We start from the raw sequence: 26,720 nt of genomic DNA, 5'->3' as shown, positions 1-26,720 counted from the left end.
AAGTATGGCTGAATGGGTTAATGGCAAAGTGACAGGGGTACAACATTGGACCGATGGCTTGTTCAGCATCACCGTCAATGCCCCGATCGACAGTTTCACCGCCGGGCAGTTTGCCAAGCTGTCACTAGAAATAGGCGGTGAGCGCGTTCAGCGCGCCTATTCTTATGTTAATGCCCCCAGCGATCCCAACCTGGAGTTTTATCTGGTCACAGTGCCAGAAGGAAAACTCAGCCCAAGCCTCCATCAGTTGCAGCCCGGAGCGGAGGTGATGGTCACCAAAGAAGCCGCCGGATTCTTTGTGCTCGAAGAAGTGCCAGACTGCGACACCCTATGGATGTTGGCGACCGGCACCGCCATCGGCCCTTATCTGTCGATCCTGCAAGAAGGCAAAGATCTGGAGCGCTTCAACAACCTGGTGCTGGTGCACGCTGCACGATTTGCTCGCGATCTCAGCTACCTGCCACTGATGCAGCAGCTGCAACAGCGTTTTAACGGCAAACTACGCATTCAAACCGTGGTCAGCCGCGAAGAGGTGGCTGGCTCATTGACCGGGCGCGTTCCTGCTCTGCTGGAAGACGGCCGACTGGAAGCGGCAGTTGGTTTGACCCTGGATGCCGAAACCAGCCATGTGATGCTGTGCGGCAACCCGCAGATGGTGCGAGATACCCAGCAAACGCTGAAAGAGAAGTACCAGATGCGCAAACATCTGCGCCGTAAGCCGGGCCATATCACCAGCGAGCATTACTGGTAGTTCAGCGGAATTTTACCGGTTCGGCCTCTGGCCCGAATCGGTTATCCCCAGGAGTGCCAAGAAAAGCCCCCAGATCGATCGCCATCATCACCACAATCAGCGTTGGAATAAAACGCCCCACGCCCCATTGCCAGACCGGCGCCAACATCTGCCAATTACCTGCCGCCAATATCCACGCCAGGATCAAAAGCAACGCCCACCAACCCTTTTTATTACGATCGTGCAGGCGCTTGACCAGCACCGCCGCCGTTGGCCACAACAGCGCCACAATGCAAAAGGCGATGGTCTGGATCGCCACCACATCGTAGTTGGCCAGCGTGAAAGCCACTGCCATCAGCACCACCCAGACTGCCATCCAGATCCAGAAGTCGCGCCGCCCGATGCGGCCCTTAAAGGAAAAACACCATTGCTGTAAGCTCATCGATTCATGCACTCTTGGCCTGCCCATATTCTGCGCCGCAGTGTAACATAGGCCATACCGGGTTGAGCTAGCCCCGGAAAAACGCAGACCATCGCACCGCCTTGCGTCAGCAAACGACAATCACGCGGAATTTTTGACAATTCCCCCGGGTTATCGTTTTAATCGGAGTCATCTTTGTTACCGATGCCGTATACCATGCTGAAAAAAATCATCGTTATAGCCTGCCTGTGCTTCCCCATCGGCAGTGCCTGGGCCGATCCACCGGATACGCCTACCGAAGCCCCGGCGAACGCCCCCTACTTGCTGGCTGGCGCGCCCACCTTCGATCTGACGGTGGTGCAATTTCGCGAAAAATACAACCGCGACAACCCAACGCTGCCGATTGGTGAGTTTCGCGTCGTCCCCTCCAGAGAGGATGACTCTCCTTTGCTGACCCGCGCGGCCAGTAAGATTAACGAAAACCTGTACGCCTCTACCGCGTTGGAAAAGGGCACCGGTAAGATTAAAACCATGCAACTTACCCATTTGCTGTTGCAGGATGGCGAAGAAAAAGCGGCCAAAGCCATCGCGGTGAACTACATGGCGGCCCTGAGCCGTCAGTTTGAACCGGCACTCACCGTGGAAGAAAGCATTATCAAGGTGAACAACCTGCTGGAAAAAGGCAAAGGCTCCTACTTCTACCAGCAACAGGTCGGGGCAATACGCTATGTGGTGGCAGATAACGGCGATAAGGGGGTAACCTTCGCCGTTGAACCGATTAAGCTAACGCTATCTGAACCCTGATACCCCAGCAATTAATGACAAAAAGCAAAGCCTTTGCACTGATTCATCTCTATACTGTTGGGCAGGTAAACTGCCAGTCCGGCAGTTGTCATTTAGACTCTCGCGTCCCCTTTTTGGAGGAAAACACATGCGTCATCCATTAGTAATGGGTAACTGGAAGCTTAACGGCAGCGTTCACATGGTTAACGAACTGATCGCCGCCTTGCGTAAAGAACTGAGCAGCGTTGACGGTTGTGGCGTTGCCATCGCACCTCCAGTCATGTATCTGGATCTGGCCAAGCACGAGCTGGGTGGCAGCCGCATCGCTCTGGGCGCACAGAACGTCGACATCAACCTGTCTGGCGCCTTCACCGGTGAAGTTTCTGCCACCATGCTCAAAGACGTAGGTGCTGAATACATCATCATCGGCCACTCAGAGCGCCGTACCTATCACAAAGAAACCGACGCAGCGATCGCAGAGAAATTTGCCGTGCTGAAAGCCGCTGGCCTGATCCCAGTGCTGTGCATCGGTGAAACCGAAGCAGAAAACGAAGCGGGTAAAACCGAAGAAGTTTGTGCGCGCCAGATCGACGCCGTGCTGAAAACCCAGGGCGCTGAAGCGTTCAAAGGCACCGTCATCGCTTATGAGCCAGTGTGGGCTATCGGTACCGGTAAATCTGCCACCCCAGCGCAAGCTCAGGCAGTGCACAAATTTATCCGTGACCATATCGCCAAGCAAGATGCTGCGGTAGCAGCCGAAGTGATCATCCAGTACGGCGGTTCCGTGAACGATAAGAACGCCGCAGAGTTGTTTGCTCAGCCAGACATCGACGGCGCGCTGGTTGGCGGCGCATCACTGAAAGCTGACGCTTTCGCCGTGATCGTCAAAGCCGCTGCCCAAGCGAAAAAAGCCTGATTTTATCCGGCCTGAAATAACAAAACCCCGGCAAGCCGGGGTTTTTTATGGCCAAAAATTAGCGATCAGCGCTTGCTGATTTCGTCAAAGATCCCGCCAGTGGCAAAGTGCACCTTCTGCGCTTCAGTCCAGCCACCAAAGGTATCATCCACGGTGAACAGCTTCAGTTTTGGGAACTGCTCGGCGAATTTGGCAGCAACGGCTGCATCACGCGGACGGTAGTAGTTGTTGGCCGCAATAGTCTGGCCTTCCGGTGAATACAGATACTTCAGGTAAGCCGTGGCCACATCACGGGTGCCACGCTTATCAACGACCTTATCCACCACCGATACCGTCGGTTCGGCCAGAATGGATTCGCTCGGAGTGATGATTTCAAACTTGTCTTTACCCAGCTCTTTCTCTGCCAGCAAGGCTTCGTTTTCCCAAGCGATCAGCACATCACCGATGCCGCGCTCAACGAAGGTATTGGTTGCGCCACGTGCGCCGGAATCCAACACTTCCACATTGCGGTACAGCTCTTTGACGAACTCCTGAGCCTTGGCTTTATCACCACCGTTCTGGTGCAGAGCATAGCCCCAGGCAGCCAGATAATTCCAACGGGCACCGCCAGAGGTTTTCGGGTTCGGTGTAATAACCGATACGCCGGGCTTCACCAGGTCAGCCCAATCATGGATCTGTTTTGGGTTGCCCTTACGCACCAGGAAAACGATGGTCGAGGTATAAGGTGCTGAGTTGTCTGGCAGGCGCTTGATCCACGCTTTATCAATACGACCACGTTCTGCAATGGCGTCCACGTCGTATGCCAACGCCAGCGTGACCACGTCCGCTTCGATGCCGTTAATCACCGAGGTCGCCTGCTTGCCGGAACCGCCGTGTGACTGACGCACGGTAACCTTATCGCCGGTCTGCTGCTGCCAATACTTACCAAACGCCGTGTTATATTCCTGGTAGAACTCACGCGTTGGATCGTATGAGACGTTCAGCAGTTGAATATCTTTCGCCATGGCACCCGATGCCAACAGCAGTAAAGTCAGACCCACACCCCATTTTTGCATTGCCGTTCCCCCAGAAAATGACGCAACCTCAAGCGGTTGATTTAGCATCAAAGCCTGCCAGAAACTTCCCTCACAATTAAAGAATAAAAAATGTGGTACTAGACCATTCTGGAATATAGCGATAACAGACAAAAAAAAGCCTCCAAAACGGAGGCTCAGACTGATGACGAACCCCATTATTTTGATGGGGTTCGTTGTTTTTAGCGACCGTAGGTCGCGATCGCGATATTTTCACACCACACTGCTTTTTGCTTTTTCTGAGTGCCTCTATGGGGCTCCTGTCCTTCCATAAGCCCTTTCAGCCACTTATAAACAGCATTAAGAAGCGCCAGCAGCGCCATCTTCTTCATATTTTGCGCTGTCGCCGCAAGCAGACACTGCATCTGCACTTTCGACAGACCGCGGAACCGCGCATATCGATGCCCATGGTGCTGTTTCGCATCCGCGAAGCTTCTTTCAACCGTTTCTTTGCGCCGCGCATACACCTTCTTGCCCCATTTCGTCAGTCGCAACCTGTTCGCTTCCTCTTTCGCCCCTTCCCATACGTGCCGCGTTATCGTTTTCTGTGCTTTGCTGTTCTGCGTGCATTGCCCTCTCTGCTCGCACCGCTGGCACACTGCCGGCTCTGAACGATAATGCCGATAGCCGTTGCGGTCCGTTGTGCCGTATATCAGGAGTTCCTCCGCCGGACACACATACACATCACGCGCCTCGTCATACCTGAAGTGCTTTTTCTGGAAGTCATTCAGCCCTTTGTGTGGCCTGCGATAACCCGGTACCAACGCGATACTCATCTCCTGCGTCAGATGGCACACCGCCGAGGTAAAATAACCCGCATCCACACCCACGGCGACCGTATCAAGGTTGAACCGCTCCACCTGCCGTGCCAGCCTGCCAATGAACGGCTGGCTATCGTGCACATTGCCCGGCGTGACATGGGTATCCATGATGATGCCGTGCTTGCCGTCCACCGTGCGGTGGTCCAGATAGAAGAAGCCCTTTGGCTTGTTGTCCCGGTGCATAAAGCCGCTTTCTGGGTCGGTGATGCTGACTTTGGTGTTTTTAACGGCGTCGTTTTTGGTTGTTTTTCTTGCGGCGGGCAGCGGCTTTTTTTCGCGTTTCTTCCTGTCGGCCTCCACGGCATCATTCAACTGTGTGAAGTATTCACTGACGCCTTCAGGGCGCAGTTCATTCACGGCCTTGCGCGGGTTGGCATCGGCTTTCAGGTGGGTGCTGTCGGTGTAGAGCACACGTCCGTTTGCCATCCCCTGACCCAGAGCCTGTAACACGATATGGTCAAAAATCTGCTGGAAGACATCGCTGTTGTTGAAGCGACGAATGCGGTTCTGGCTCAGGGTTGAGGCGTCGGGGACCTTCTCGGTCAGCCCCATACGCAGGAACCAGCGGTAAGCGACATTGACCTGGATTTCCTTGACCAGACGGCGCTCTGAGGGGACACCGAAGAGGTAGCCCAACAGCATCATTTTAATCAGGCGAACGGGGTCGATTGCGGGTCTGCCATTATCGGGGCAATAAAGGTGAGCAACGGCATCGCGGATAAATTCAAAATCAATGGCGGCATCGATTTTACGGACCAGATGGTCTTCGGGAACCAGTTCATCAAGGGTAATGGTTTCAAACTGGTACTGATGGGGAGAAGGTTCTTTGAGCATGGCAGTCAGTCCGTTTTTTGCACTGACCTTATTAGATCAAAGTCCTGGCCTCACGGCCAGGACTTTGTCATCAATCTGAGCCTCCAAAACGGAGGCTCCAGATTGATGACCAAGTGCCAATGCGGCTGAACTTGTAGAGGCGAGCATGTTCGCCCGTAGGAGCGCCTTATATACCGCGCCCGCTTAGCAGCATCAGGGGCAGATTAGTACAGCTTTTTCGCCGTTTCCAACCAGTCACCTTTGAACGGACGCTTCATGTTTTCGATCGCGTCAACGATGTCGTGGTGCACCATCTTCTCGTTCTGGATCCCTACGCAGCGGCCACCGTAACCTTGCAGCAGCAGGTCGATGGAGTACGCGCCCATGCGGGAAGCCAGAATACGGTCGTAGGCAACCGGTGAACCACCACGCTGGATGTGGCCCAATACGGTCGCACGGGTTTCACGCTTGGTTTCCTGCTCGATATGGCGTGCCAGTTCGTCGATATCACAGATATGCTCGGTGATCGCCACGATGGCGTGCTTTTTACCTTTGGCGATACCAGCTTTAATTTCGTCAACCAGATCGTCACGGCTGAATTCGATTTCCGGCAGGACGATAAATTCACAACCACCGGCAATGGCCGCCGCCAGGGTCAGGTCGCCACAGTAACGCCCCATCACTTCTACGATAGAGATACGTTGGTGTGATGAAGAGGTGTCGCGCAGGCGGTCAATCGCTTCCACCACGGTTTCCAACGCGGTGAAGTAACCGATGGTGTAGTCGGTGCCTGCAACGTCGTTATCGATGGTGCCAGGCAAACCGATGCAAGGGAAACCCTCTTCAGTCAGGCGCTTCGCCCCCATGTAGGAACCGTCACCGCCGATGACCACCAGCGCATCAATGCCGCGGTTTTTCAGGTTTTCAATCGCCTTGGCGCGCACACTGTCATCCCTGAACTCTGGAAAACGCGCTGAACCCAGGAAGGTGCCGCCGCGATTGATCATGTCAGACACGCTATAGCGGTCTAATTGCTCCATGCGATCTTCGTACAAACCAAGGTAGCCATCGTAAATACCAAATACTTCCAGACCTTCTGTGAGCGCGGCACGCACAACGCCACGAATGGCAGCGTTCATACCTGGGGCGTCACCGCCACTTGTCAGTACACCGATTTTCTTGATCATGACTACCTCTGAACTGTAGATGCAATTTCTTAAGAATTCTGTATTCGCCGACTCACCGGGTATCTCTCCAACGGCGCAAAACCAGCTTTACGGCTTTTATTGCTGGATATTATAACAAAAACACCCAGCTGAATTGATTCAGGTCACGCAACATCAAGGAAAAAACTTCACATGGCACGGCGTGCTAACACCGTGATTTCTCAATCCACCCAACATTGACCTATGTCTGTTGATTATAGTTCCCAATGCCCCTGTCGGCCCTGAGGAACAACAGAACAGGGATCCTGGTGAATAATCACGTCGGCCCCAGGGAAACGATGCAACAATGCCTGCTCCACCTGTTCTGCCAGAATATGCGCCTGCATCAACGGCAGGTTGTCTTCCATTTCCAGATGCAACTGGATAAACCGCGTTGGCCCGGACTGCCGCGTACGCAGATCGTGCGCACCTTTCACACCCGGCCAAGACGATACCACATCGATAATTGCCTGACGCTCTTCATCCGGCAAGGCGCGGTCCAGCAGGGACTGCACCGCCTCGTACCCCATACGCAGCGCGCTATAGAGAATATAGACCCCAATACCCAGGGCAAACAGCGCATCCGCACGGTGAAATCCATACCAGCTTAGCCCAAGTGCTATCAAAATAGCACCATTCATCATCACATCTGACTGATAATGCAGCATATCGGCCCGTACCGCCTGGCTGCGCGTTTTTCTGACTACCCAGCGCTGATAGGTCACCAGGATGAGAGTGCTAATCAACGCAATGATAGTTACAGCTATCCCAATACCCGGCGAATTCAGGGGCTGCGGGGAATACAGATGCTGGAAGCCGGTCAAGAACAGGAACAGGGCAGAACCGGAGATAAACATGCTTTGCGCCAGCGCCGCCAGCGACTCGGCCTTGCCGTGACCGAACGTATGCTCTTCATCAGCCGGCTGCAACGAGTAGCGCACCACCAGCAGGTTGGTTAACGATGCGGCAATATCCACCAACGAATCCACCAACGCCGCCAACAGGCTGACCGAACCGGTGAGATACCAGGCAACGATCTTGATCAACAGTAGAACGGAGGCCATTCCGGTGGCGGCTAAAGCAGCGGACTGCACCAGCCGCGCGTATTGCTGTTCCATAAAAAACCCCAACCAAAGTTTATGGGCTTCAGTATAACGGAATGCGGGGTAAAAAAAGTCCCGCCATCATTACGGGATGCTTGTCAGTTAAGCAAAAAAATCTGGCAAAATGTGCAGTAATGTCGCTGTCCCTAGATAAGTATCCATAAGTTATCCAGGTTTGAAGGCGCGTCCACATAGTGTCCACACTCAATGGTTTTTAAAAATCCGAAACCTTTTAGTAAAAAATTAATTCATTGTTTTTTAATCGAATTTATTTTATCGAAATGAAAAAAAACCCCCTCATCATGAGGGGGAAGACAGGGATGGTGTCTATGGCAAGGAAAAACAGGGGATTACTCAGTCATACTCAACTTCTGGGCAGAAGTTTGCTGCAAACCAGAAATCTGTTGCTTCATCAGCTGCACACGCTGCTGATGCTTCTGGTCTAAAACACTTTTTTGCTCTGGCGTCAGCAGGTTATACATTTGGTTGCGTACCCGGGCCATTTCGACCTGGCGCTTAACCTGTTCCTGAGCCATTTTTTCCGCCTGGGCCTGCACGGCGGCTTCATCAAATTTATCTGCGGTGACCAGCTTATGCATGGTTTCCACTTCGTCTACATTAACACCAGGCAAATCGTAACGGGCCTGGCGCATCAAATCGCGCATTTGCTGGCGTTGCTGTTCGGTCAAGCGAACGCCGTCGAACATGTGATTCTGGCCAAGCGCTCTCAACAGTGCATCATTAGCAGGAGGTTGGACAGTTTCCGGTGTAGTATCAGCAGCAAAGGCAGCGGTAGAACCTATTGCCAAAATTGATGCCATAACTACTGCGGTCACCTTAACCATTTTTACTCCTCGAGCTTTCTCACTTTGCGAATCAACGAGGAGCAGTGTATCGCTGCACCTGCAAACATGCGTCAGGGCATGTAAAACTACGTAAAGTCATGGAATAGCAACAGTTGATGACGTATTTTGCGTCAGGAGGTAAATCACATATGCACAAAATTCTGTTAGTTGACGACGACCGCGAGCTCACCTCGCTACTGAAAGAACTGCTTGAAATGGAAGGCTTTAACATCGTCGTGGCTCACGACGGTGAACAGGCGTTGTCGTTACTGGACAGCTCCATCGATCTGCTGTTGCTCGATATCATGATGCCGAAGAAAAACGGTATCGATACGCTGAAAGAATTGCGTCAGCACCACCAGACGCCGGTGATCATGCTAACCGCTCGCGGCAGCGAATTGGACCGGGTACTTGGCCTTGAACTAGGTGCGGACGACTACCTGGCAAAACCCTTTAACGATCGCGAACTGGTTGCCCGCATCCGGGCCATTCTGCGCCGTTCCAACTGGAGCGAACAGCAGCAGAATGTGGATACCAGCGCACCTACGCTAGACGTTGACGGCTTGCAGCTGAATCCCGGCCGCCAGGAAGCCAGCTTCGACGGGCAAGTGCTGGATCTGACGGGCACCGAATTTACCCTGCTCTATCTGCTGGCACAGCATCTCGGCCAGGTAGTTTCCCGTGAACTCCTCAGCCAGGAAGTGCTGGGCAAACGCCTGACGCCGTTCGATCGCGCCATTGATATGCATATCTCCAACCTGCGGCGCAAACTGCCGGACCGCAAAGATGGGCATCCTTGGTTCAAAACCCTGCGCGGACGGGGCTATCTGATGGTATCTGCAGCATGATCAACAGCTTGACGGCACGCATCTTCGCCATTTTCTGGTTCACATTGGCCCTGGTGCTGATGTTGGTGTTGATGGTGCCCAAACTCGACTCCCGCCAAATGACCACGCTGCTGGAAAGCGAACAGCGGCAGGGGTTGATGCTGGAACAGCATGTCGAAGCCGAACTGCAAAACGATCCGGCCAACGACCTGATGTGGTGGCGCCGCCTGTTCCGCGCCATCGAAAAATGGGCACCGCCGGGCCAGCGCCTGTTGTTGGTTACCAGCGAAGGGCGAGTGATCGGCGCGCAGCGCAACGAAATGCAGATCGTGCGCAACTTTATCGGCCAGTCGGACAACTCCGACCAACCGCAAAAGAAAAAATATGGCCGCGTCGAGCTGGTTGGCCCGTTCTCGGTGCGCGATGGTGAAGACAACTATCAGCTGTACCTGATCCGCCCAGCCAACAGTTCGCAGTCCGATTTTATCAACCTGATGTTCGACCGGCCGCTGCTGCTGCTGATCGTCACCATGTTAATCAGCGCCCCGCTGTTGCTGTGGCTGGCCTGGAGCCTGGCCAAACCGGCGCGTAAGTTGAAAAACGCCGCCGATGATGTAGCACGTGGCAACCTTAAGCAACACCCTGAGCTGGAAGCCGGGCCGCAGGAATTCCTTGCCACCGGGGCCAGCTTCAACCAGATGATCAGCGCGCTCGAAAGGATGATGACGGCCCAGCAACGGCTGATCTCCGATATCTCCCACGAATTGCGTACCCCGTTAACGCGTCTGCAGCTGGCAACCGCCCTGATGCGCCGCCGCCACGGTGAAGGCCATGAACTGGCGCGTATCGAAACCGAAGCCCAACGGCTGGATTCGATGATTAACGATCTGCTGTTGCTATCCCGTGGCCAACAGAAAAGCGAGCTGGTGCGCGAACTGCTGAAGGCCAACGAACTGTGGGCCGACGTGCTGGATAACGCCAGTTTCGAAGCCGAACAGATGGGCAAGCAGCTGGAGGTCACCTCCCCTCCAGGCCCATGGACGATTTACGGCAACGCAGGTGCCCTAGACAGTGCGCTGGAGAATATTGTGCGTAATGCCCTGCGTTATTCCAATACGCGCATCGCGGTGGCATTCAGCGCCGATAATCAGGGGACCACCATCGTGGTGGACGATGATGGCCCAGGCGTCAGCCCGGAAGATCGTGAGCAGATTTTCCGGCCGTTCTATCGCACCGATGAAGCACGCGATCGCCAATCCGGCGGCACCGGGTTGGGCTTGGCAATCGTCGAATCCGCCGTCAATCAGCATCGCGGCTGGGTGAAAGCGGAAGACAGCCCGTTGGGTGGCCTGCGTCTGGTGTTATGGTTGCCGCTGCATCAGCGTTAATCGCCAGCACCCAAAGATTTTGCTATTCTGCGCCCCTCGTCATGAGGGGCTTTTTACATGCTGAATATCGTTTTATTTGAACCTGAAATTCCGCCGAACACCGGCAACATCATTCGCCTGTGTGCCAACACCGGTTTCCAACTGCATCTGACCGAACCTATGGGCTTCCCGTGGGACGACAAACGCCTGCGCCGTGCCGGGTTGGATTATCATGAATTTGCCTGCATCAAGCGCCATGCCGACTACGCCGCCTTCCTCGCCAGCGAAAATCCACAGCGGCTGTTTGCCCTTACCACCAAAGGCACACCGGCACATAGCGCCGTCAGCTATCAGGCTGGCGACTATCTGCTGTTTGGCCCGGAAACCCGTGGCCTGCCCGCCAGCATTCTGGATGCCTTGCCCGCACAGCAGAAGATCCGTATTCCCATGCAGGCCCAAAGCCGCAGCATGAACTTGTCCAACGCCGTCTCGGTGGTGGTTTACGAAGCCTGGCGCCAACTGGGTTATGCGGGCGCACTGCTTAAAGAGTAACCCCTATTGGGCGATCGCCTGCCAGCCAGACATCGCCCCATCGCCGCCCTGCCAAATTTGTGATCGTCAACACCCGCACCCGCTGAATTTTGCCATGCTCTCCCGGCAACCGGCAGCCAACCGAAGGTTCCTTTCCTAGTGTCTCTTTAGACTCCCTGTTCATCCGTGGTCTCTGCGCTCTACGTCACCACGCCAACAACAACAAGGATAACAAGATGAACAACGCCATTCTGCTAGGGATACTCTGGCACCTGGTAGGGGCGGCCAGTGCGGCCTGCTTCTACGCGCCATTCAAACAGGTCAAAAACTGGTCTTGGGAAACCATGTGGTCGATCGGCGGTTTCGTTTCCTGGCTGATCCTTCCCTGGGCCATCAGCTATATGCTACTACCCGATTTTTGGCAGTATTACGGCTCATTCAGCGCCGCCACCCTGCTGCCGGTGTTCCTGTTTGGCGCCATGTGGGGGATCGGTAATATCAACTATGGCCTGACCATGCGCTATCTCGGCATGTCGATGGGGATTGGTATCGCCATCGGCATCACGTTGATCATAGGCACATTGATGACGCCGCTGTTGCAGGGCCGCTTTGAATTACTGTTCGGCACTGCCGGTGGTCGCCTGTCGCTGGTTGGGGTATTTGTGGCGTTGGTCGGCGTAGTGATCGTCAGCTATGCGGGCTTGCTGAAAGAGCGGGCCATGGGCATCCGCGCCGAGGAATTCAGCCTCAAGAAGGGGCTGGCGCTGGCGGTGATGTGCGGCATTTTCTCCGCCGGTATGTCCTTCGCCATGGACGCGGCCAAACCGATGCATGAAGCCGCCGGAGCACTGGGCATCGATCCGTTGTATGTTGCTCTGCCAAGCTATGTGGTGATTATGGGCGGCGGCGCGCTGATCAACCTGGGCTACTGCCTGATCCGCCTGGCCACCCTGAAAAATATCTCGGTGAAAGCCGATTTCTCACTGCCGAAAAAGCTGCTGGTCGCCAACGTATTGTTCTCCATGCTGGCTGGATTGATGTGGTATCTGCAATTCTTCTTCTACGCCTGGGGCCACGCCAAAATCCCGGCACAGTACGACTACATGAGCTGGATGCTGCACATGAGCTTCTACGTGCTGTGCGGCGGCATCGTCGGGCTACTGCTGAAAGAGTGGAAATGCGGGACCAGAAAGCCGGTGGCAGTGCTGTGCCTCGGTTGCCTGGTGATCATCCTGGCTGCCAACATTGTGGGCTTGGGCATGGCGTCTTGAGGAGCGAAAAATGAACAGTCCGTTGAATATTTTGCTGTTTGGTATCGGGCTTGACACTTACTGGCCGCAGTTTAGCGGCCTTAAGCCCCGGCTTGAAGGCTACCTCGAACAGATCGCCGAACGCCTTTCCAACGGCCATCGGGTTCAGCGTGGCGGGCTGGTGGATTCGGTCGCTGCCGCCGATGCGTTGCTGGCAGAGGCTCGCCACCAGCCGGTAGATGTGGTGGTGCTTTACATCAGCACCTACGCGCTTAGTGCCACCGTATTGCCGCTGGTGCAAGCCTTGGGTAAACCGGTGTTGGTATTAGCCTTGCAACCCGAGGCCGGTTTGCCCTACCAGAAAATACGCGCCATGGCAGATCGTGGCGATCGCACCGGCGAATGGCTTGCCCACTGCCAGGCGTGTAGTGCTCCCGAATTGGCCAACGTATTTAATCGCGCCGGGATCGAGTACCAACTGCTGGTGGGGGCGTTACAGGGCGATCCACAGGTCTGGCAGGAGTTGGACAACTGGCTGACCGCTTTCGCACTGCGTAATGCGTTAAGCACCACGCAGATCGGCCTGCTCGGCCACTATTACGACGGGATGATCGACGTCTACAGCAATCTGACCAACCTCTCCGCCCAGCTTGGTGTGCGTTTCAAACCGCTGGAAATGTGCGAGCTGAACGCTCTGCGCCAACAAAGCACCACAGCGCAAATCCAGCTTAAGCGGGATGAAATGCACAACACATTTGTGGTCGACGAGCTCTGTTCAGAGGCCGAATTGCAACGCGCTGCGCATACCGCCTGCGCGCTGGATCGGCTGGTAGAACGGCATGGGCTGGGCGCAATGGCCTATTACTACGAAGGGCACAACGGCAATGATTACGAGAATATCGTTACGTCGGTGATTGCAGGTAATACTCTGCTGACCCAAAAAGGCATCCCGATCGCTGGTGAGTACGAAGTCAAAAACGCGATCGCCATGAAAATCTTCGCCCTGCTGGGAGCAGGTGGATCCTTCTCTGAGCCTTACGGCATCGAATTCGAGGATGACGCCGTGCTATGGGGCCACGATGGGCCTGCGCATCCGCTGATGGCAGAAGGCGATGTACGCCTGGTGCCGCTGCCGGTGTATCACGGCAAGCCGGGATGTGGCGTTTCGATTCAGATGTCGGTGAAGAACGGCCCGGTCACCTTCTTATCGGTGGTTGAGGAGCGTAACGGCGACGTCGTGTTGCAGTATGCCGAGGGGCTCTCGGTGGCGGGGGAAACGTTGGATATCGGCAATACCAACAGTCGCTACCGTTTCAGCCTGGATGCCAGAACCTTTACCCGTGAGTGGTCATTGGCTGGCCCTGCCCACCACTGCGCTATCGGTATTGGCCACCAGGGCGATCGGCTGGAAAAGCTCGCTCAGGTACTGCATATTCGCACAAACCGGATCGCCTAGCCCCTAGGCAATAAACCGTTGGCGATACTCGCGCGGGGTCATTCCGGCCTCGCGCGTGAACACCACGGAAAAGTAGTTACTGTCTTCAAACCCGCATCGGGCGGCAATATCGCTGATGCGGTATTCGCTGCGGCGTAGCAGACGCTTGGCCTGGCATAAACGGATCTGGCGCAAATAGTGGTTGATGGTCATACCGGTTTGCTGGCGGAACAGTAGCTTCAGCGCCCGCTCAGTCAACTGATGCTGCTGGCAAAATGCCGGCAGATCAAAGTCGCCGTCGATGCCGCTTTGCAACGCCGCCATCAACAAGTCCAACTGTTCCCCGTCCGGCAACATGTGCACGCAATCCACCGCATAGCGATAGCGTTTGAGCACGATCGCCAACTGTAGCAGTAAGGCTTCGGTCAACTGGATAGATAACGAATCGGTTTTACGGCTCTCCTGCGAAAGCTGGGCGATAATCGGCCGGGCCTGCGCCATGCCTTGGGTAGAGAGCCGCCAGTAGCGCTCGCTGGAGGTATCAAACGGCGGCAGCAGGCTTTCCCACTGGGCATTCAACCGCAGGCGATCCGGGCAATAGATGATGTTATCCAGCACCAGATCGTGTACCGACTCGTAGCTGTGGCAATCGCTGGCACGGATATAAAAAATATCCCCGCAGGTGATCCGGTAAGGGCGATCGTTCAGCACGTGTAGGCCATTGCCACGCCAAACGATCACAATCTCGCAAAACTGGTGAGTATGCGTGGCAAATCCCATCTGGGGATAGCGCTCCGCCACGGCCACCGGCATCTGTACAGAGGGCAGATAATCGCGGCTCTCTAACAGTAATGTCTCCCTCATCTCACACCCTTCCTATTTGGCACGACTGGGCATTATTGCCGAACCCACGGCGAGGAAAATTGACGTAGTCGTGATTTTCGCGTCGCTAGCGCATGCCACGTAGCGCACGGGGGGGCAGGTAAACTCACGCTTGAACAGGGTCGAAAAATGGTTGCTGTCGCCGAAACCACAGCGAAAAGCGATATCAGTGATGCTGCTATCGCTGTGGCACAGCATATGGCGCGCCTGTAACAAACGCAGGTGGGTCAGGTAGCGCTGTGGCGTCATGTTGGTGTGCTGTTTCAGCTGCCGGTGCAGCGTACGCAGCGGGATGGCAAAGCGATCGGCCAGCTCGGACCATTCGATCGATTCAGCATAGTGGCCCTGGAGCCAGTCCAACAGCTGATGCAAACGCCCCTCCTGATCGTCCCCCTGCCGGGCCAGACAGCCCTGCCACAGCTGCACCAACAGCTGCATAAATACGCTTTCATGCAGCGCTATCTCTTCTGGCCGCTCACCTGCAGGTGCCGCCGCGAGCTGCGCAATCAACCCCTTGACCTGTTGCAACACCTGCTGGCTGATGCGCCAATGGGCCGGATATACACCATCGGCCTCGCGCGGCAGGAACTGCTCCACGCCTGAAACAAAGCGGAAAGCGTCCGGCGCCCGGAACAGAATATTGGTCAGGATCAGGCCGTCGGTCTGTTCAAACAGGTGGCGATCGTGATCGCGCACAAAACAGACGCAACCGCTGTTAAGGGTATAGGGGTTGCCATTAAACACATGCACCCCCGCCCCCTGTTCGACAATCACAATTTCGTAAAAATCATGATGATGTTCTGGAAAAGCCTGCTGCGGCTCGCGGGGTTCGATCACCACGGGCGCGCTGCAGGAAGGGAAAAAATCACTACTGTGCAATAGGTTCATCTTGCCCCCCGGAGCTTTGGCGCGGCGGGATTACCGCGCAACGTCGGTAATCGATAGTAAGAGAAGCGTCCGGTAACAAACCTTAAGGTTTTGACCGAAAAGCACGCTAAAGCTGCGCGTTTTTTAAGAAAGCCGTAGCAATGTTGAGAAATGCGTACAAGGTCACAACCGGGCGAAAACCGGCCCGAGTCGTAAACTGTGAGCTACTTCACCTTTACCTTTGCCATTTTGCCAATCCCCCTCTGGCGTTGGCAGTGGCGAGAAGGCCCGGGCAGCGGCAACTTCCTACACTGCTCGCATCAAGCAATCACGGGCTTTCTCTCATGACTATTCGCAATACTGTCGCCATCGACCTTGGAGCCTCCAGTGGACGTGTGATGCTGGCGAGCTATCAACCAGAGCAGCAACAACTCAAGCTGCGTGAAGTCAGCCGCTTCACCAACCGTTTGCAGCACCGGGCAGGGCAAGACTGCTGGGATCTGGATGCGCTGGAAGGCAACATCCGTCAGGCGCTGGCGCAGCTTGATGCAGAAGGCATTCGCCTTGATAGCATCGGCATCGATACCTGGGGCGTGGATTTTGTGCTGTTGGATGCCCAAGGTGAGCGGGTCGGCCAGGCCGTTTCCTACCGTGATGCCCGCACCCAGGGGCTGATGGCAACAGCCCAGCAGGATTTGGGCCGCAGCAATATCTATCAACGCACCGGCATTCAATTCCTGCCTTTCAATACGCTGTACCAGCTGCGTGCCCTGCGCGAACAGCAGCCAGAACTGGTAGATCGCGTGGCTCACCTGCTGCTGATCCCGGATTACCTGCACTTTCGCCTGACGGGGGAGCTGAATTGGGAATACACCAATGCCAGCACCACCCAGCTGCTGAATATTGAAAGCGATCAATGGGATGAGGAACTGTTGGCCTGGGCCGGGGTACCTGCCAGCTGGTTTGGCAAACCGACACCTCCAGGCAACCGTGTGGGCTATTGGACCAGCGCCAGTGGTCAGCAGATCCCGGTGATTGCCGTGGCAACGCACGACACCGCCAGCGCGGTACTTGCTACGCCATTGCAAGATGCCAATGCCGCCTATCTCAGCTCCGGCACCTGGTCGCTGATGGGCATCGAAAGCCCAATCCCGGTGGTTCACCCGGCATCATTGGCGGCCAATATCACCAATGAGGGCGGCGCAACGGACTATCGGGTGCTGAAAAACATCATGGGCCTGTGGCTGCTGCAACGCGCGACTCAGGAATTGAACATCAGCGATCTGCCTGCCCTGATCGCTCAAGCGGCCCAACAGCCAGCCTGCCGTTCATTGGTTAACCCCAATGACGATCGCTTTATCAACCCGGCCAACATGTGCCAAACCATTCAGGACAACTGCCGCGAGCGCGGGATGCCGGTGCCGGAAACCGCAGCCCAACTGGTGCGTTGTATTTTCGACAGCCTCGCCATGCTCTACCGCCAGGTCGCACAGGAGTTGGCGACGATGCACGGCCGCCCGCTCAGCCACCTGCATATCGTCGGCGGCGGCAGCCAGAACCATTTTCTTAATCAGCTGTGTGCCGATGCCTGCGGGCTGGCCATCAGCGCCGGGCCAATCGAAGCCTCAACCCTGGGCAACGTCGGCTGCCAGTTGATGGCCTTGGACGCCGTCAGCGACATTGGGCAATTCCGCCGCATCGTGGCACGAAACTTCCCATTACAACACTTTACCCCTCGCGACAATCCAGACTTTGCCGCCCACTGGTCGCAATTTCAGTCGTTGAGTCAATTACCTAAGGAACTTTGCATATGAAAAGCTCGATCGATCAAGCTTGGGAACTGGCAAAACAGCGCTTTGCTGCCGTTGGCGTGGACGTTGAAGCCGCGATAAACGCTATGGAGACCCTGCCGGTGTCAATGCACTGCTGGCAAGGAGATGACGTTGCCGGGTTCGAAAATCCGGAAGGCTCCCTGACCGGCGGCATTCAGGCCACCGGCAACTACCCGGGCAAAGCACGCAATGCCAAAGAGCTGCGAGCCGATCTGGAACAGGCTCTGGCACTGATCCCTGGCCCAAAACGCCTGAACCTGCACGCGATCTATCTGGAGTCTGAGACGCCAGTAGCCCGTAACAACATTGAACCCCGCCATTTTAAAAACTGGGTGGAGTGGGCCAAACAGCACCAGTTGGGGCTGGATTTCAACCCGTCATGCTTCTCGCACCCGCTGAGCGCCGACGGTTTTACGCTGTCACACGCCAACCCGGAAATCCGTCAGTTCTGGATTGAACATTGCCAGGCCAGCCGCCGCGTGTCGGCCTATTTTGGCGAACAGCTCGGTACGCCTTCGGTGATGAACATCTGGATCCCGGACGGTATGAAAGATACGCCGATCGATCGCCTGGCACCGCGCCAGCGTCTATTAAGCGCGCTGGACGAAGTGATTAGCGAAAAACTCGACCCGGCACACCATATCGACGCGGTGGAAAGCAAGCTGTTCGGGATTGGCGCAGAGAGCTACACCGTGGGTTCCAATGAGTTTTATCTCGGTTATGCCACCAGCCGCCAGACCGCACTCTGTCTGGATGCGGGCCACTTCCACCCAACCGAAGTGATCTCCGACAAGATCTCCAGCGCCATGCTGTATGTACCACGCCTGCTGCTGCACGTTAGCCGCCCGGTACGCTGGGACAGTGACCACGTAGTGCTGCTGGACGACGAAACACAAGCCATCGCCGGTGAGATCGTGCGCAACAACCTGTTCAACCGCGTCCACATCGGCCTGGACTTCTTCGACGCCTCCATCAATCGCATCGCCGCCTGGGTGATCGGCACCCGCAACATGAAGAAAGCCCTGCTGCGTGCGCTGCTGGAGCCGACCGAGATGCTGCGCAAGATCGAAGAGAGCGGCGATTACACTGCCCGCCTGGCCTTGCTGGAAGAGCAAAAATGCCTGCCATGGCAAGCCGTGTGGGAAACCTACTGCCAGCGTAACGATGTCCCGGCCGATGCCAGTTGGCTCAACAACGTACGCAATTACGAACAACAGATCCTCAGCCAACGTTAAGGGTAGAGCAATGCAACAGATAGTTTCTTCCTGGTTCGTCCAGGGCATGATCAAAGCCACCAGCGACATGTGGCTCAAAGGCTGGGATGAGCGCAACGGCGGCAACGTCAGCCTGCGGCTTTCGGCGGAAGATGTTGAGCCTTTCCGTAGCGACTTCGTGGCCGAGCCGCGCTGCGTAGAGCTGACGCAACCGGCAACCGAGCTGGCCAACTGCTGGTTCCTGGTCACCGGTTCAGGCAAGTTCTTCCGCAACGTGCAGTTGGCACCGCAAGAGAATCTGGTGCTGTTGCAACTGAACCACAACGGCACCGCCTACCACATCCACTGGGGGCTTTCGCAGGGAGGTTTTCCGACCTCGGAACTGGCGGCTCATTTCCAGTCGCACATCGTGCGTATGAACGTCACCTCTGGCCGTGATCGCGTCATCATGCACTGCCATGCCACCAACCTGATCGCTCTGAGCTTTGTGCAGGAACTGGACAACGCCAGCTTCACCCGCCTGCTGTGGGAAGGCAGCACCGAGTGCCTGGTGGTGTTCCCAGACGGCATCGGCATCGTGCCCTGGATGGTGCCAGGTACTGACGGCATCGGCACCCAGACCGCCGAACAGATGCAGGAACACAGCCTGGTGCTGTGGCCATTCCACGGCATTTTCGGCTCTGGCCCAACGTTGGACGACGCTTTCGGCCTGATCGACACCGCAGAAAAATCGGCCGAGATCATGGTGAAAGTGCTGTCGATGGGGGGCAAGAAGCAAACCATTTCCGGCAGCCAACTGGCGGCGCTGGCCAAACGTTTCGGCGTGACGCCACTGGCCGCCGCACTCAAGGATTGAGACATCGGTGCCCTGCGTCCGCTACGGCGGACGCATCACAACGGTTTTTCATTTCAGGAGCAATATCATGAGTTTCATGCTGGCATTACCGAAAATCAGTTTGCACGGCTGCGGCGCCATTGAAGATATGGTCAAGCTGCTGGCACAGAAGCAATGGGGTAAGGCGCTGATCGTCACAGACGGTCAACTGGTTGAGCTCGGCCTGCTGGAAGGCCTATTTAACGCCATGCAGCAGCATGCGCTGCCTTATGCCATGTTCAATGAGGTGTTTCCCAACCCTACTGAAGAACTGGTGCAACAGGGCTGGCAAACGTTCAAACAGCAGCAGTGCGACTATCTGATTGCCTTCGGTGGCGGCAGCCCAATCGATACCGCCAAGGCGATTAAAATCCTGACCGGCAACCCTGGCCCCTCTACCGCCTATTCCGGCGTTGGCAAAGTCAAACATCCAGGCGTCGCCTTGGTGGCCATCAATACCACTGCGGGCACCGCAGCCGAGATGACCAGCAACGCGGTGATCATCGACAGCCAACGCCACGTCAAAGAAGTGATCATCGACACCAACATCATCCCTGACATCGCCGTGGATGACCCGCAGGTGATGTTGGATATTCCCGCTAGCGTCACCGCCGCCACCGGTATGGATGCGCTGACCCACGCGGTGGAAGCCTATGTTTCCGTGGGCGCTCACCCGCTGACCGATCACTCGGCACTGGAAGCCATCCGCCTGATTAGCACCTGGCTACCTGCCGCTGTAGATGACGGCAAAAACCTGCAGGCGCGGGAAATGATGGCCTATGGGCAATACCTGGCGGGGATGGCGTTCAACAGCGCCGGGCTTGGCCTGGTGCACGCATTGGCTCACCAGCCGGGTGCGACCCACAATCTGCCGCATGGCGTCTGCAATGCCATCCTGCTGCCGGTAATCGAAGAGTTTAACCGCCAGAATGCCGTGGCTCGCTTTGCCCGTATTGCGCAGGCAATGGGGGAGGACACGCAAGGCATGAACGAAGAACAGGCTAGCCATCAGGCAATTACCGCTATTCGCGCGCTTTCGTTGCGCGTGGGTATCCCGGCAGGTTTCTCGGCCCTGGGTATCAAGGAAGCCGATATCGAAGGCTGGTTGGATAAAGCACTGGCTGACCCATGCGCCCCTTGCAACCCACGCACGGCAGATCGCGAACAGGTTCGTGCGCTGTATTTAGCCGCGCTGTGACCCTTAAGGAAAACCCATGATCCGTAAAGCTTTTGTGATGCAGGTAAACCCGGATGCGCACGCCGAATACCAGCAGCGCCACAACCCGATCTGGCCAGAGCTGGAACAGGTGCTGAAGGAGCACGGTGCACACCACTATTCCATCTTCCTGGACGAAGCACGCAACCTGCTGTTTGGCTATGTGGAGATTGAATCTGAAGAACGTTGGGATGCAGTGGCCAACACCGCCGTCTGCCAGCGCTGGTGGCAGCATATGGGCGATGTGATGCCGAGCAATCCTGATCATAGCCCGGTCAGCTCACCGCTGCGTGAAGTGTTTTATCTAGAATAATCAACAGGCGACGGTTAAACCCCGTCGCCTTATTTTTTAACGCCGTACTATTTTTTACTATAAATAATAAACGAGGTTCTTTGGCCGATTTTATCGTACAGCGAACGGGCAGAGGAGTTAAACTCCTGGGTCATCCAGTAAACGCGGCTTGACTCTCTCACTTCCGCCTGTTGATAAGCTTCATTAAATAAGCTCTCTGCCACGTTTTGTCCCCGCGCGCTTTTATCAACGAACAGATCCTCAATATAACAATAGTTTTTATCACTCCAGGTCGAGGCGTGATAAACCAAATGCATAAAGCCGAGGATCTGCCCCTGATCGTTAACGGCGACCAGACCGACCAAATCCTGTTTTTGGCACAGGCGGATAAAGGTTTTTTCGGTGATTTCGGCACTGACATCGGCACGATAAAAGTGCAGATACTGCTGCCACAGATGTTCCCAACCCACTCTATCTGAAGCGATTATTTCCCTGATGGTAACGCCATTTTTAGTCATCAACATAGTCCTACCCCTGCATGTTCAAAGTGGCGCAAGTATAGGCGATGCCATAGGGCGGGGTTAATGGACCAATCCGCTATAGACACCGGACCATTTCAGCGGCTAATTATCCATCTCGTTTAAACAGCGCGTTAGCAACTGGGAAAACTGTTCGACGTTATAGGCTATCTCAATAGGGTCCAGAGCCGCGAAGCCCAGCAACCAGCCAGATAAGGGAATATCTGCAGTACAAAACTCGGAAACGCTTCTCAGAGTTAAATTATACTCAGAAGCATGATGGGCAACAGCTTGCTCAAGCTGTTTACTTTCCACCAGGCAGAGTATTTGCAAGCCACAGTTAGGCACTATAACCTTCACCTTTAAGCCGCAGTGCTTGTTGATCTCGTTAATAAACAGCGCCGCACGGGATGAATATATTTTCTTCATCATCAGGACATGTTCTCGGTAATGTCCCTGCATAATGAATTTTGCCAGCGTGCGCTGAGCGATCCCCGAAACCTGGCTGTCCGTATTCGCTCGTGCGGCGGTCATGGGTTTTACCAGCGATGCTGGCAGCACCATATAAGCCACATGCAGATCCGGGAACAGGGTTTTACTGAAGGTGCCCATATAAATGGTGCGCTGATGGGGGTCTAACCCCTGCAAACAGGCCGTTGCAATGCCTTGGTAATGAAACTCGCTGTCGTAGTCATCTTCGATGATCCACATATCCCGAGCTTTAGCCGCCTCAATCAATGCCAACCGCCTGGCCAGCGAAAGTGCTCGACCGGTCGGATATTGGTTGGAAGGGGTGACATAGACAAATTTGCCGTTAACCTGAGAGCGAATGATTTCGTCGGTACAGATCCCCTGCTCATCCACGGTAATCGGGATAGGCGTTAGCTGGGCCGCCCGAAAGGCCTTAATCGCACCGGTATACCCCGGATTTTCGATAAAGACGCTATCGTCAGCATCCGCCAGGACCTGCGCACATAAAGACAGCGACTGCTGCGTACTGCTCACAATCAGAATTCTATCGGCCTGCGCCTTCACGCCCCGCTCGGCCAGCAGGAAATCGCAAATCGCCTCCCGCAGGTGAATATTGCCCTGCAAGTTGCTGCCCGCCGAGATAGACAGCCCCTCTTCTTTGACGGTTTGCTGATATAGCCTGAGCCAAGTATGGATCGGGAAATTACGGGTTTCAGGCATGCCCGGGCTAAATGCCCGCTGCTGGGACAGGTTGCCTGGTTCAGGCCTGGTATGCTGTGACGATCTCCGGCTCAATGTGACCTGGCCGCCAGAGGGTGCAGCTGAGTGCTCGCTAGTCAGGCCCAGCAAAGGTTGCTGTCTTTGCGCGACAAAGCTTCCCCGCCCCACCTCTCTGCAGACGTATCCCTCGGTTTCCAGCGCCGTATAACAGTTCTCGATGGTCCCTCGGGATAACTGCAATGAGGCTGCCAACGCACGGCTGGCCGGTAAACGTTGGCCGGTGATGAACTCGCCCTGCTGGATCATCGTCTTGAAAGCAGCGGCCAGCGCCGTAGTTAATGAAACTTCGGGGACTGTTTGCTTGGCGAGGTTTTTTTGCAGCAAGAGAGTCTGGAGCTGCTTTTCGGTCAGGCGGTTCAAGGCGCAGCTCCACGGAGAGAGAAAATAACGCTGTCGTTAATCAGAAGGAAATCGTCACATGATCAATACCGCAAGCTTTTGCATAGCGAGCAATGGTTTCAACGCTCGATTTCGTTACGTTGTTTTCCATTCTGCTGACTGTTGAAGCATTCACACCCATTGCCTTTGCGACTTGTGCACTAGTAAGTCCTGCGATATTTCGCCACTCTGCCAAGGTTGCCTGCAAACGCTCTTTGCGCATTTCATCCTCAATCGCAGCCTTAAACTCGCTGTTTTCCATCATCTCGGCCTGAACTTGCGAATGTGTTTTATACTTTGTCATTGATCATTTCCTCCAGTCGCTGCATGGCCAGATCTATCTCATTTCTTGGTGTTTTTGGCGTCTTTTTAATAAAAATTCTAAGCATAAAGATCCTCTCACCCTTCTGATAAACCCACATGCCACGTGCGATATCTTTGCCCATGGAACGGATCTCATAGAGTCCATTACCTAGGGGCTTTGTATCTGGTTCTCTCAGTTGTCGGGGATCACTTTCAAGCTTGCTGATAATCCGGGACAGTTTTGCCGCAACGGTCGGGGGCAACGCCTTCAATTCCTTTTCCGCTTCGTAGTGATAGATTACTGTAAACATCTTTCCATCCCTGTGTCTTTGCCACTATTGCACTATAATGCAACTTGCATTGTAGTGCAATTTTCATGTCTTTCTTCAGGGGGCACACAGGGATAAACCGGTATGTGATTTTGTTTCCACATGCCGGTTCACAAGGGGTTTAGTGGGTATTAGAGATAATTAGCAATAACGACTGAAAAGCTATTCAGATACCGTCGCCATACTCAAACCCGTGATTGGAACCGTTGAAGTACTGGTTCATATCCATCGATGGCGTATCGCTTTCTGGGCGGCCAACAATACGTGCGGGCACGCCTGCGGCGGTGGTATGTGGTGGCACGGGCTGTAGCACCACGGAACCGGCACCGATCTTGGCCCCTTTCCCCACTTCGATATTACCGAGGATTTTAGCCCCCGCGCCAATCATCACGCCTTCGCGAATTTTAGGGTGGCGATCGCCGCTGGTTTTACCTGTCCCACCCAGGGTTACCGACTGCAGGATAGAGACGTTATTCTCTACCACGGCGGTTTCACCGATCACAATGCCGGTGGCGTGGTCGAGCATGATGCCGCAGCCGATGGTGGCCGCCGGGTGAATATCCACCCCAAAGGCGACCGAGATTTGATTTTGCAGGTAGATCGCCAATGCCTGGCGGCCCTGCATCCACAACCAATGGCCGATGCGGTACGCCTGCAAGGCATGGAAACCTTTCAGGTAAAGCAGCGGCGTTGAATATTTATCTACTGCGGGGTCGCGCAGCCGCACCGCCAGAATATCGCGGGCCGCTGAGACGATCATTTGAGCATCGGAACGATAGGCATCTTCCACCACCTCACGCACGGCAATCGCCGGCATGATCGGATTGGCCAGTTTGTTCGCCAGAATATAGCTGAGCGCACTGCCCAGATTTTCATGCTTGAGCAAGGTCGCGTGGAAAAAGCTAGCCAGCATCGGTTCACAATCTGCCAGTGCTCTCGCCTCTGATTTAATGCTGCTCCAGACCTGTTCTAACTCTTCTGACGACATCGCTTCCTCTCTGCCAAAACAGACTACCCCGCCTGATCCCGGCAGGGTAACCTAATCAAATTGTCGCGGCGCGATACATTGCTGCACCGCAGCCAAGGTCAAGCACTGTGCTTTTCGTCTTTCTTGGTGCGCCCAAGCAGAGTCAACGCTGCCTCGCGGGCATTTTTATCACAGTACAGCACCTGATAGATCTGTTCGGTGATCGGCATTTCCACGCCAAAGCGCTGCGCCAGCGCCAATACCTCTTTGGTATTGCGATAGCCTTCAACCACCTGGCCGATGCTATCCTGCGCTTCCTGCACGCCCTTGCCTTGCCCCAGCATAATACCGAAACGACGGTTACGCGATTGATTATCCGTACAGGTCAACACCAGATCGCCCAACCCAGCCATGCCCATAAAGGTGGAAGGATCGGCACCCAATGCCGAGCCGAGACGGCTCATTTCCGCCAGGCCACGAGTGATCAATGCGGTACGCGCGTTGGCACCAAAACCAATACCGTCAGACATACCGGCACCGATGGCAATCACGTTTTTCACCGCCCCACCCAGCTGTACCCCGATGAAATCCGGGTTGCTGTAGACGCGGAAGCTTTTGCCACAGTGCAGCAGCTGCTGTAAATCTTCGGCAAACTGCTCGTCGGTGGCGGCGAGGGCGATCGCCGTTGGCAATCCGGCCGCCAGCTCTTTGGCAAACGTTGGCCCAGAAACGACCGCCAGTGGGATGGTATCCCCCAGAGCTTCACGAGCCACGTCTTGCAACAGCCGCCCCGTTTCCGCTTCCAGACCTTTGGTCGCCCATACGATGCGGGCATCCGGGCGCAGATGAGGTTTCAGCTGACGCAATACGTCACCAAACACGTGGCTAGGCACCACCACCAGCACATCACGGCTGGCCGCTAATGCACTAGCAAGATCGGTTTCGAGCAACAGGGTATCGGGGAAAGGGACGCCGGGAAGGAATGCCTGATTGCAGCGATCGCGCTGCATAATCTGGATCTGCTCGGGGTTATGCCCCCACAGCACTACCGGGTGGCCGTTACGCGCCAGCGTAATGGCTAAAGCGGTGCCGTACGAGCCGGCACCGATTACAGTCATTGAAGCATTGACGGTATTCATCAGGCATCCTGATGAGGTTCAGCGCTTTCGCCTTCCGCCTGCTGCTGCAAATAGCTCATGAACAGTGCGTCAAAGTTTACCGGTGCCAGGTTCAACTGCGGGAAGGTACCGCGAGAAACCAGGCTGGTGATGCACTCACGCGCATACGGGAACAGAATGTTCGGGCAGTATGCACCCAGGCAATGTGCCAGTTGCGTGCCTTCGATACCGGAGATGGAGAAGATACCTGCCTGCTGAACTTCACACAGGAATGCGGTTTCTTCACCCAGAGAGGCGGTAACGGTAACGCGCAGTACCACTTCGTAGACGTCGTCTGCCAGGTGGCTGGAAGCCGTATCCAGATCGAGCTTAACTTCTGGCTGCCATTCTTGCTGGAATACCTGCGGAGCGTTTGGCGCTTCGAATGAGATATCCTTGGTGTAAATGCGTTGGATCTGGAAAGCCATCTCTGTGCTGTTTTGTTCTGACATGTGTGTAATACCCTTGGTTAAATATCCTTATAGACACTCAGTGGTTGCAATACCCACATCTTGGCAGT

General features: G+C 55.2%; 28 protein-coding genes. 13 read left to right on the top strand and 15 right to left on the bottom strand.

The window, feature by feature from the left end; all coding sequences use genetic code 11:
* The first annotated feature begins 4 nt into the window (after positions 1–4).
* On the top strand, positions 5–751 hold the full coding sequence (fpr, locus tag D9980_RS20770) for a ferredoxin--NADP(+) reductase (protein WP_121608327.1): 747 nt from the start codon (positions 5–7) through the stop codon (positions 749–751).
* Position 752: 1 nt separating this feature from the next.
* Here the strand turns inward: fpr and D9980_RS20765 are convergent, their stop codons facing one another.
* On the bottom strand, positions 753–1,172 hold the full coding sequence (locus D9980_RS20765; protein ID WP_021181880.1) for a DUF805 domain-containing protein: 420 nt from the start codon (positions 1,170–1,172) through the stop codon (positions 753–755).
* Positions 1,173–1,367: 195 nt separating this feature from the next.
* Here D9980_RS20765 and D9980_RS20760 point away from each other — a divergent pair, with 195 nt between their 5' ends.
* Positions 1,368–1,955, top strand: coding sequence for a DUF1454 family protein (locus D9980_RS20760; protein WP_121609061.1), 588 nt, complete (start codon positions 1,368–1,370; stop codon positions 1,953–1,955).
* Positions 1,956–2,082: 127 nt separating this feature from the next.
* The gene (gene tpiA / locus D9980_RS20755; RefSeq protein WP_024482884.1) at positions 2,083–2,850 is read left to right on the top strand and encodes a triose-phosphate isomerase; all 768 of its coding nucleotides are present in this window, start codon (positions 2,083–2,085) and stop codon (positions 2,848–2,850) included.
* 65 nt (positions 2,851–2,915) lie between these two features.
* Here tpiA and D9980_RS20750 read toward each other — a convergent pair whose 3' ends face one another.
* The 5 genes from D9980_RS20750 to cpxP form a co-directional block, all read right to left on the bottom strand.
* Entirely contained in the window at positions 2,916–3,905 is a 990-nt protein-coding gene (locus tag D9980_RS20750) for a sulfate ABC transporter substrate-binding protein (RefSeq protein WP_024482885.1), read from the bottom strand.
* Positions 3,906–4,105: 200 nt separating this feature from the next.
* The gene (locus D9980_RS20745; protein ID WP_238393656.1) at positions 4,106–5,578 is read right to left on the bottom strand and encodes an IS1182 family transposase; all 1,473 of its coding nucleotides are present in this window, start codon (positions 5,576–5,578) and stop codon (positions 4,106–4,108) included.
* Positions 5,579–5,781: 203 nt separating this feature from the next.
* Positions 5,782–6,744, bottom strand: a complete 963-nt coding sequence (gene pfkA / locus D9980_RS20740; protein ID WP_021181876.1) for a 6-phosphofructokinase — start codon at positions 6,742–6,744, stop codon at positions 5,782–5,784.
* 233 nt (positions 6,745–6,977) lie between these two features.
* Complete coding sequence (gene fieF, locus D9980_RS20735) at positions 6,978–7,880, bottom strand: CDF family cation-efflux transporter FieF (RefSeq protein WP_024482886.1); 903 nt, start codon at positions 7,878–7,880, stop codon at positions 6,978–6,980.
* A gap of 335 nt (positions 7,881–8,215) precedes the next feature.
* On the bottom strand, positions 8,216–8,710 hold the full coding sequence (gene cpxP / locus D9980_RS20730; protein WP_024482887.1) for a cell-envelope stress modulator CpxP: 495 nt from the start codon (positions 8,708–8,710) through the stop codon (positions 8,216–8,218).
* A 149-nt stretch (positions 8,711–8,859) separates the two neighbouring features.
* Here cpxP and cpxR point away from each other — a divergent pair, with 149 nt between their 5' ends.
* From cpxR to D9980_RS20705, 5 genes are all read left to right on the top strand, one after another.
* Complete coding sequence (gene cpxR / locus D9980_RS20725) at positions 8,860–9,558, top strand: envelope stress response regulator transcription factor CpxR (protein ID WP_021181873.1); 699 nt, start codon at positions 8,860–8,862, stop codon at positions 9,556–9,558.
* Positions 9,555–10,925 carry an envelope stress sensor histidine kinase CpxA gene (gene cpxA / locus D9980_RS20720; RefSeq protein WP_121608326.1) on the top strand — a complete coding sequence of 457 codons (1,371 nt, stop codon included), beginning with the start codon at positions 9,555–9,557 and terminating at the stop codon, positions 10,923–10,925. Before cpxR ends, cpxA begins: the two co-directional genes overlap by 4 nt.
* A 57-nt stretch (positions 10,926–10,982) precedes the next feature.
* Entirely contained in the window at positions 10,983–11,456 is a 474-nt protein-coding gene (trmL, locus tag D9980_RS20715) for a tRNA (uridine(34)/cytosine(34)/5-carboxymethylaminomethyluridine(34)-2'-O)-methyltransferase TrmL (RefSeq protein WP_121608325.1), read from the top strand.
* 215 nt (positions 11,457–11,671) lie between these two features.
* Positions 11,672–12,706, top strand: a complete 1,035-nt coding sequence (gene rhaT, locus D9980_RS20710; RefSeq protein WP_024527897.1) for an L-rhamnose/proton symporter RhaT — start codon at positions 11,672–11,674, stop codon at positions 12,704–12,706.
* A gap of 10 nt (positions 12,707–12,716) precedes the next feature.
* Positions 12,717–14,141: an L-fucose/L-arabinose isomerase family protein gene (locus D9980_RS20705; RefSeq protein ID WP_121608324.1), complete on the top strand. Its 1,425-nt coding sequence runs from the start codon at positions 12,717–12,719 to the stop codon at positions 14,139–14,141.
* A 3-nt stretch (positions 14,142–14,144) separates the two neighbouring features.
* On the opposite strand, the gene rhaR is transcribed toward D9980_RS20705, so the two are convergent.
* Together rhaR and rhaS are read right to left on the bottom strand one after the other, a co-directional pair.
* Complete coding sequence (gene rhaR / locus D9980_RS20700; RefSeq protein ID WP_037411283.1) at positions 14,145–14,984, bottom strand: HTH-type transcriptional activator RhaR; 840 nt, start codon at positions 14,982–14,984, stop codon at positions 14,145–14,147.
* Positions 14,985–14,996: 12 nt separating this feature from the next.
* Positions 14,997–15,890, bottom strand: coding sequence for an HTH-type transcriptional activator RhaS (gene rhaS, locus D9980_RS20695; RefSeq protein ID WP_121608323.1), 894 nt, complete (start codon positions 15,888–15,890; stop codon positions 14,997–14,999).
* Positions 15,891–16,267: 377 nt separating this feature from the next.
* Between rhaS and rhaB the strand changes: the two genes are divergently transcribed.
* From rhaB to rhaM, 5 genes are all read left to right on the top strand, one after another.
* Entirely contained in the window at positions 16,268–17,683 is a 1,416-nt protein-coding gene (gene rhaB / locus D9980_RS20690; RefSeq protein WP_238393738.1) for a rhamnulokinase, read from the top strand.
* On the top strand, positions 17,680–18,936 hold the full coding sequence (locus D9980_RS20685; protein WP_121608321.1) for an L-rhamnose isomerase: 1,257 nt from the start codon (positions 17,680–17,682) through the stop codon (positions 18,934–18,936). Before rhaB ends, D9980_RS20685 begins: the two co-directional genes overlap by 4 nt.
* Before the next feature lie 10 nt (positions 18,937–18,946).
* Positions 18,947–19,771: a rhamnulose-1-phosphate aldolase gene (gene rhaD, locus D9980_RS20680; RefSeq protein ID WP_121608320.1), complete on the top strand. Its 825-nt coding sequence runs from the start codon at positions 18,947–18,949 to the stop codon at positions 19,769–19,771.
* 67 nt (positions 19,772–19,838) lie between these two features.
* Entirely contained in the window at positions 19,839–20,987 is a 1,149-nt protein-coding gene (gene fucO, locus D9980_RS20675; protein WP_121608319.1) for a lactaldehyde reductase, read from the top strand.
* A gap of 16 nt (positions 20,988–21,003) precedes the next feature.
* The gene (gene rhaM / locus D9980_RS20670) at positions 21,004–21,318 is read left to right on the top strand and encodes an L-rhamnose mutarotase (protein WP_024482895.1); all 315 of its coding nucleotides are present in this window, start codon (positions 21,004–21,006) and stop codon (positions 21,316–21,318) included.
* 47 nt (positions 21,319–21,365) lie between these two features.
* On the opposite strand, the gene D9980_RS20665 is transcribed toward rhaM, so the two are convergent.
* From D9980_RS20665 to secB, 7 genes are all read right to left on the bottom strand, one after another.
* Entirely contained in the window at positions 21,366–21,821 is a 456-nt protein-coding gene (locus tag D9980_RS20665) for a GNAT family N-acetyltransferase (RefSeq protein ID WP_121608318.1), read from the bottom strand.
* Positions 21,822–21,920: 99 nt separating this feature from the next.
* Positions 21,921–23,426 (bottom strand): PLP-dependent aminotransferase family protein, encoded by a 1,506-nt coding sequence (locus D9980_RS20660; protein WP_121608317.1) that lies wholly within the window; start codon positions 23,424–23,426, stop codon positions 21,921–21,923.
* Positions 23,427–23,466: 40 nt separating this feature from the next.
* Positions 23,467–23,748, bottom strand: coding sequence for a helix-turn-helix transcriptional regulator (locus tag D9980_RS20655; protein WP_024482898.1), 282 nt, complete (start codon positions 23,746–23,748; stop codon positions 23,467–23,469).
* A complete protein-coding gene (locus tag D9980_RS20650; RefSeq protein ID WP_024482899.1) occupies positions 23,735–24,058 on the bottom strand; it encodes a type II toxin-antitoxin system RelE/ParE family toxin in 324 nt (107 codons plus the stop codon). Before D9980_RS20650 ends, D9980_RS20655 begins: the two co-directional genes overlap by 14 nt.
* A gap of 184 nt (positions 24,059–24,242) precedes the next feature.
* On the bottom strand, positions 24,243–25,064 hold the full coding sequence (gene cysE, locus D9980_RS20645) for a serine O-acetyltransferase (RefSeq protein ID WP_121608316.1): 822 nt from the start codon (positions 25,062–25,064) through the stop codon (positions 24,243–24,245).
* 98 nt (positions 25,065–25,162) lie between these two features.
* Positions 25,163–26,182, bottom strand: coding sequence for an NAD(P)H-dependent glycerol-3-phosphate dehydrogenase (gpsA, locus tag D9980_RS20640; protein WP_121608315.1), 1,020 nt, complete (start codon positions 26,180–26,182; stop codon positions 25,163–25,165).
* The gene (gene secB / locus D9980_RS20635; RefSeq protein WP_021181865.1) at positions 26,182–26,652 is read right to left on the bottom strand and encodes a protein-export chaperone SecB; all 471 of its coding nucleotides are present in this window, start codon (positions 26,650–26,652) and stop codon (positions 26,182–26,184) included. Before secB ends, gpsA begins: the two co-directional genes overlap by 1 nt.
* Positions 26,653–26,720 lie beyond the last annotated feature (68 nt).

Source organism: Serratia sp. 3ACOL1, from assembly GCF_003668775.1.
Taxonomy (GTDB): domain Bacteria; phylum Pseudomonadota; class Gammaproteobacteria; order Enterobacterales; family Enterobacteriaceae; genus Chania; species Chania fonticola.
Note: the sequence above shows the minus strand (reverse complement) of the source record. Positions and strands in the feature narration are given on the sequence as shown.

Bases quoted from the DNA above. Each gene is read 5' to 3' on its own strand.
- fpr (WP_121608327.1), top strand. From the start codon at position 5: ATGGCTGAATGGGTTAATGGCAAAGTGACAGGGGTACAACATTGGACC.
- D9980_RS20765 (WP_021181880.1), bottom strand. From the start codon at position 1,172: ATGAGCTTACAGCAATGGTGTTTTTCCTTTAAGGGCCGCATCGGGCGG.
- D9980_RS20760 (WP_121609061.1), top strand. From the start codon at position 1,368: ATGCTGAAAAAAATCATCGTTATAGCCTGCCTGTGCTTCCCCATCGGC.
- tpiA (WP_024482884.1), top strand. From the start codon at position 2,083: ATGCGTCATCCATTAGTAATGGGTAACTGGAAGCTTAACGGCAGCGTT.
- D9980_RS20750 (WP_024482885.1), bottom strand. From the start codon at position 3,905: ATGCAAAAATGGGGTGTGGGTCTGACTTTACTGCTGTTGGCATCGGGT.
- D9980_RS20745 (WP_238393656.1), bottom strand. From the start codon at position 5,578: ATGCTCAAAGAACCTTCTCCCCATCAGTACCAGTTTGAAACCATTACC.
- pfkA (WP_021181876.1), bottom strand. From the start codon at position 6,744: ATGATCAAGAAAATCGGTGTACTGACAAGTGGCGGTGACGCCCCAGGT.
- fieF (WP_024482886.1), bottom strand. From the start codon at position 7,880: ATGGAACAGCAATACGCGCGGCTGGTGCAGTCCGCTGCTTTAGCCGCC.
- cpxP (WP_024482887.1), bottom strand. From the start codon at position 8,710: ATGGTTAAGGTGACCGCAGTAGTTATGGCATCAATTTTGGCAATAGGT.
- cpxR (WP_021181873.1), top strand. From the start codon at position 8,860: ATGCACAAAATTCTGTTAGTTGACGACGACCGCGAGCTCACCTCGCTA.
- cpxA (WP_121608326.1), top strand. From the start codon at position 9,555: ATGATCAACAGCTTGACGGCACGCATCTTCGCCATTTTCTGGTTCACA.
- trmL (WP_121608325.1), top strand. From the start codon at position 10,983: ATGCTGAATATCGTTTTATTTGAACCTGAAATTCCGCCGAACACCGGC.
- rhaT (WP_024527897.1), top strand. From the start codon at position 11,672: ATGAACAACGCCATTCTGCTAGGGATACTCTGGCACCTGGTAGGGGCG.
- D9980_RS20705 (WP_121608324.1), top strand. From the start codon at position 12,717: ATGAACAGTCCGTTGAATATTTTGCTGTTTGGTATCGGGCTTGACACT.
- rhaR (WP_037411283.1), bottom strand. From the start codon at position 14,984: ATGAGGGAGACATTACTGTTAGAGAGCCGCGATTATCTGCCCTCTGTA.
- rhaS (WP_121608323.1), bottom strand. From the start codon at position 15,890: ATGAACCTATTGCACAGTAGTGATTTTTTCCCTTCCTGCAGCGCGCCC.
- rhaB (WP_238393738.1), top strand. From the start codon at position 16,268: ATGCTGGCGAGCTATCAACCAGAGCAGCAACAACTCAAGCTGCGTGAA.
- D9980_RS20685 (WP_121608321.1), top strand. From the start codon at position 17,680: ATGAAAAGCTCGATCGATCAAGCTTGGGAACTGGCAAAACAGCGCTTT.
- rhaD (WP_121608320.1), top strand. From the start codon at position 18,947: ATGCAACAGATAGTTTCTTCCTGGTTCGTCCAGGGCATGATCAAAGCC.
- fucO (WP_121608319.1), top strand. From the start codon at position 19,839: ATGAGTTTCATGCTGGCATTACCGAAAATCAGTTTGCACGGCTGCGGC.
- rhaM (WP_024482895.1), top strand. From the start codon at position 21,004: ATGATCCGTAAAGCTTTTGTGATGCAGGTAAACCCGGATGCGCACGCC.
- D9980_RS20665 (WP_121608318.1), bottom strand. From the start codon at position 21,821: ATGTTGATGACTAAAAATGGCGTTACCATCAGGGAAATAATCGCTTCA.
- D9980_RS20655 (WP_024482898.1), bottom strand. From the start codon at position 23,748: ATGACAAAGTATAAAACACATTCGCAAGTTCAGGCCGAGATGATGGAA.
- D9980_RS20650 (WP_024482899.1), bottom strand. From the start codon at position 24,058: ATGTTTACAGTAATCTATCACTACGAAGCGGAAAAGGAATTGAAGGCG.
- cysE (WP_121608316.1), bottom strand. From the start codon at position 25,064: ATGTCGTCAGAAGAGTTAGAACAGGTCTGGAGCAGCATTAAATCAGAG.
- gpsA (WP_121608315.1), bottom strand. From the start codon at position 26,182: ATGAATACCGTCAATGCTTCAATGACTGTAATCGGTGCCGGCTCGTAC.
- secB (WP_021181865.1), bottom strand. From the start codon at position 26,652: ATGTCAGAACAAAACAGCACAGAGATGGCTTTCCAGATCCAACGCATT.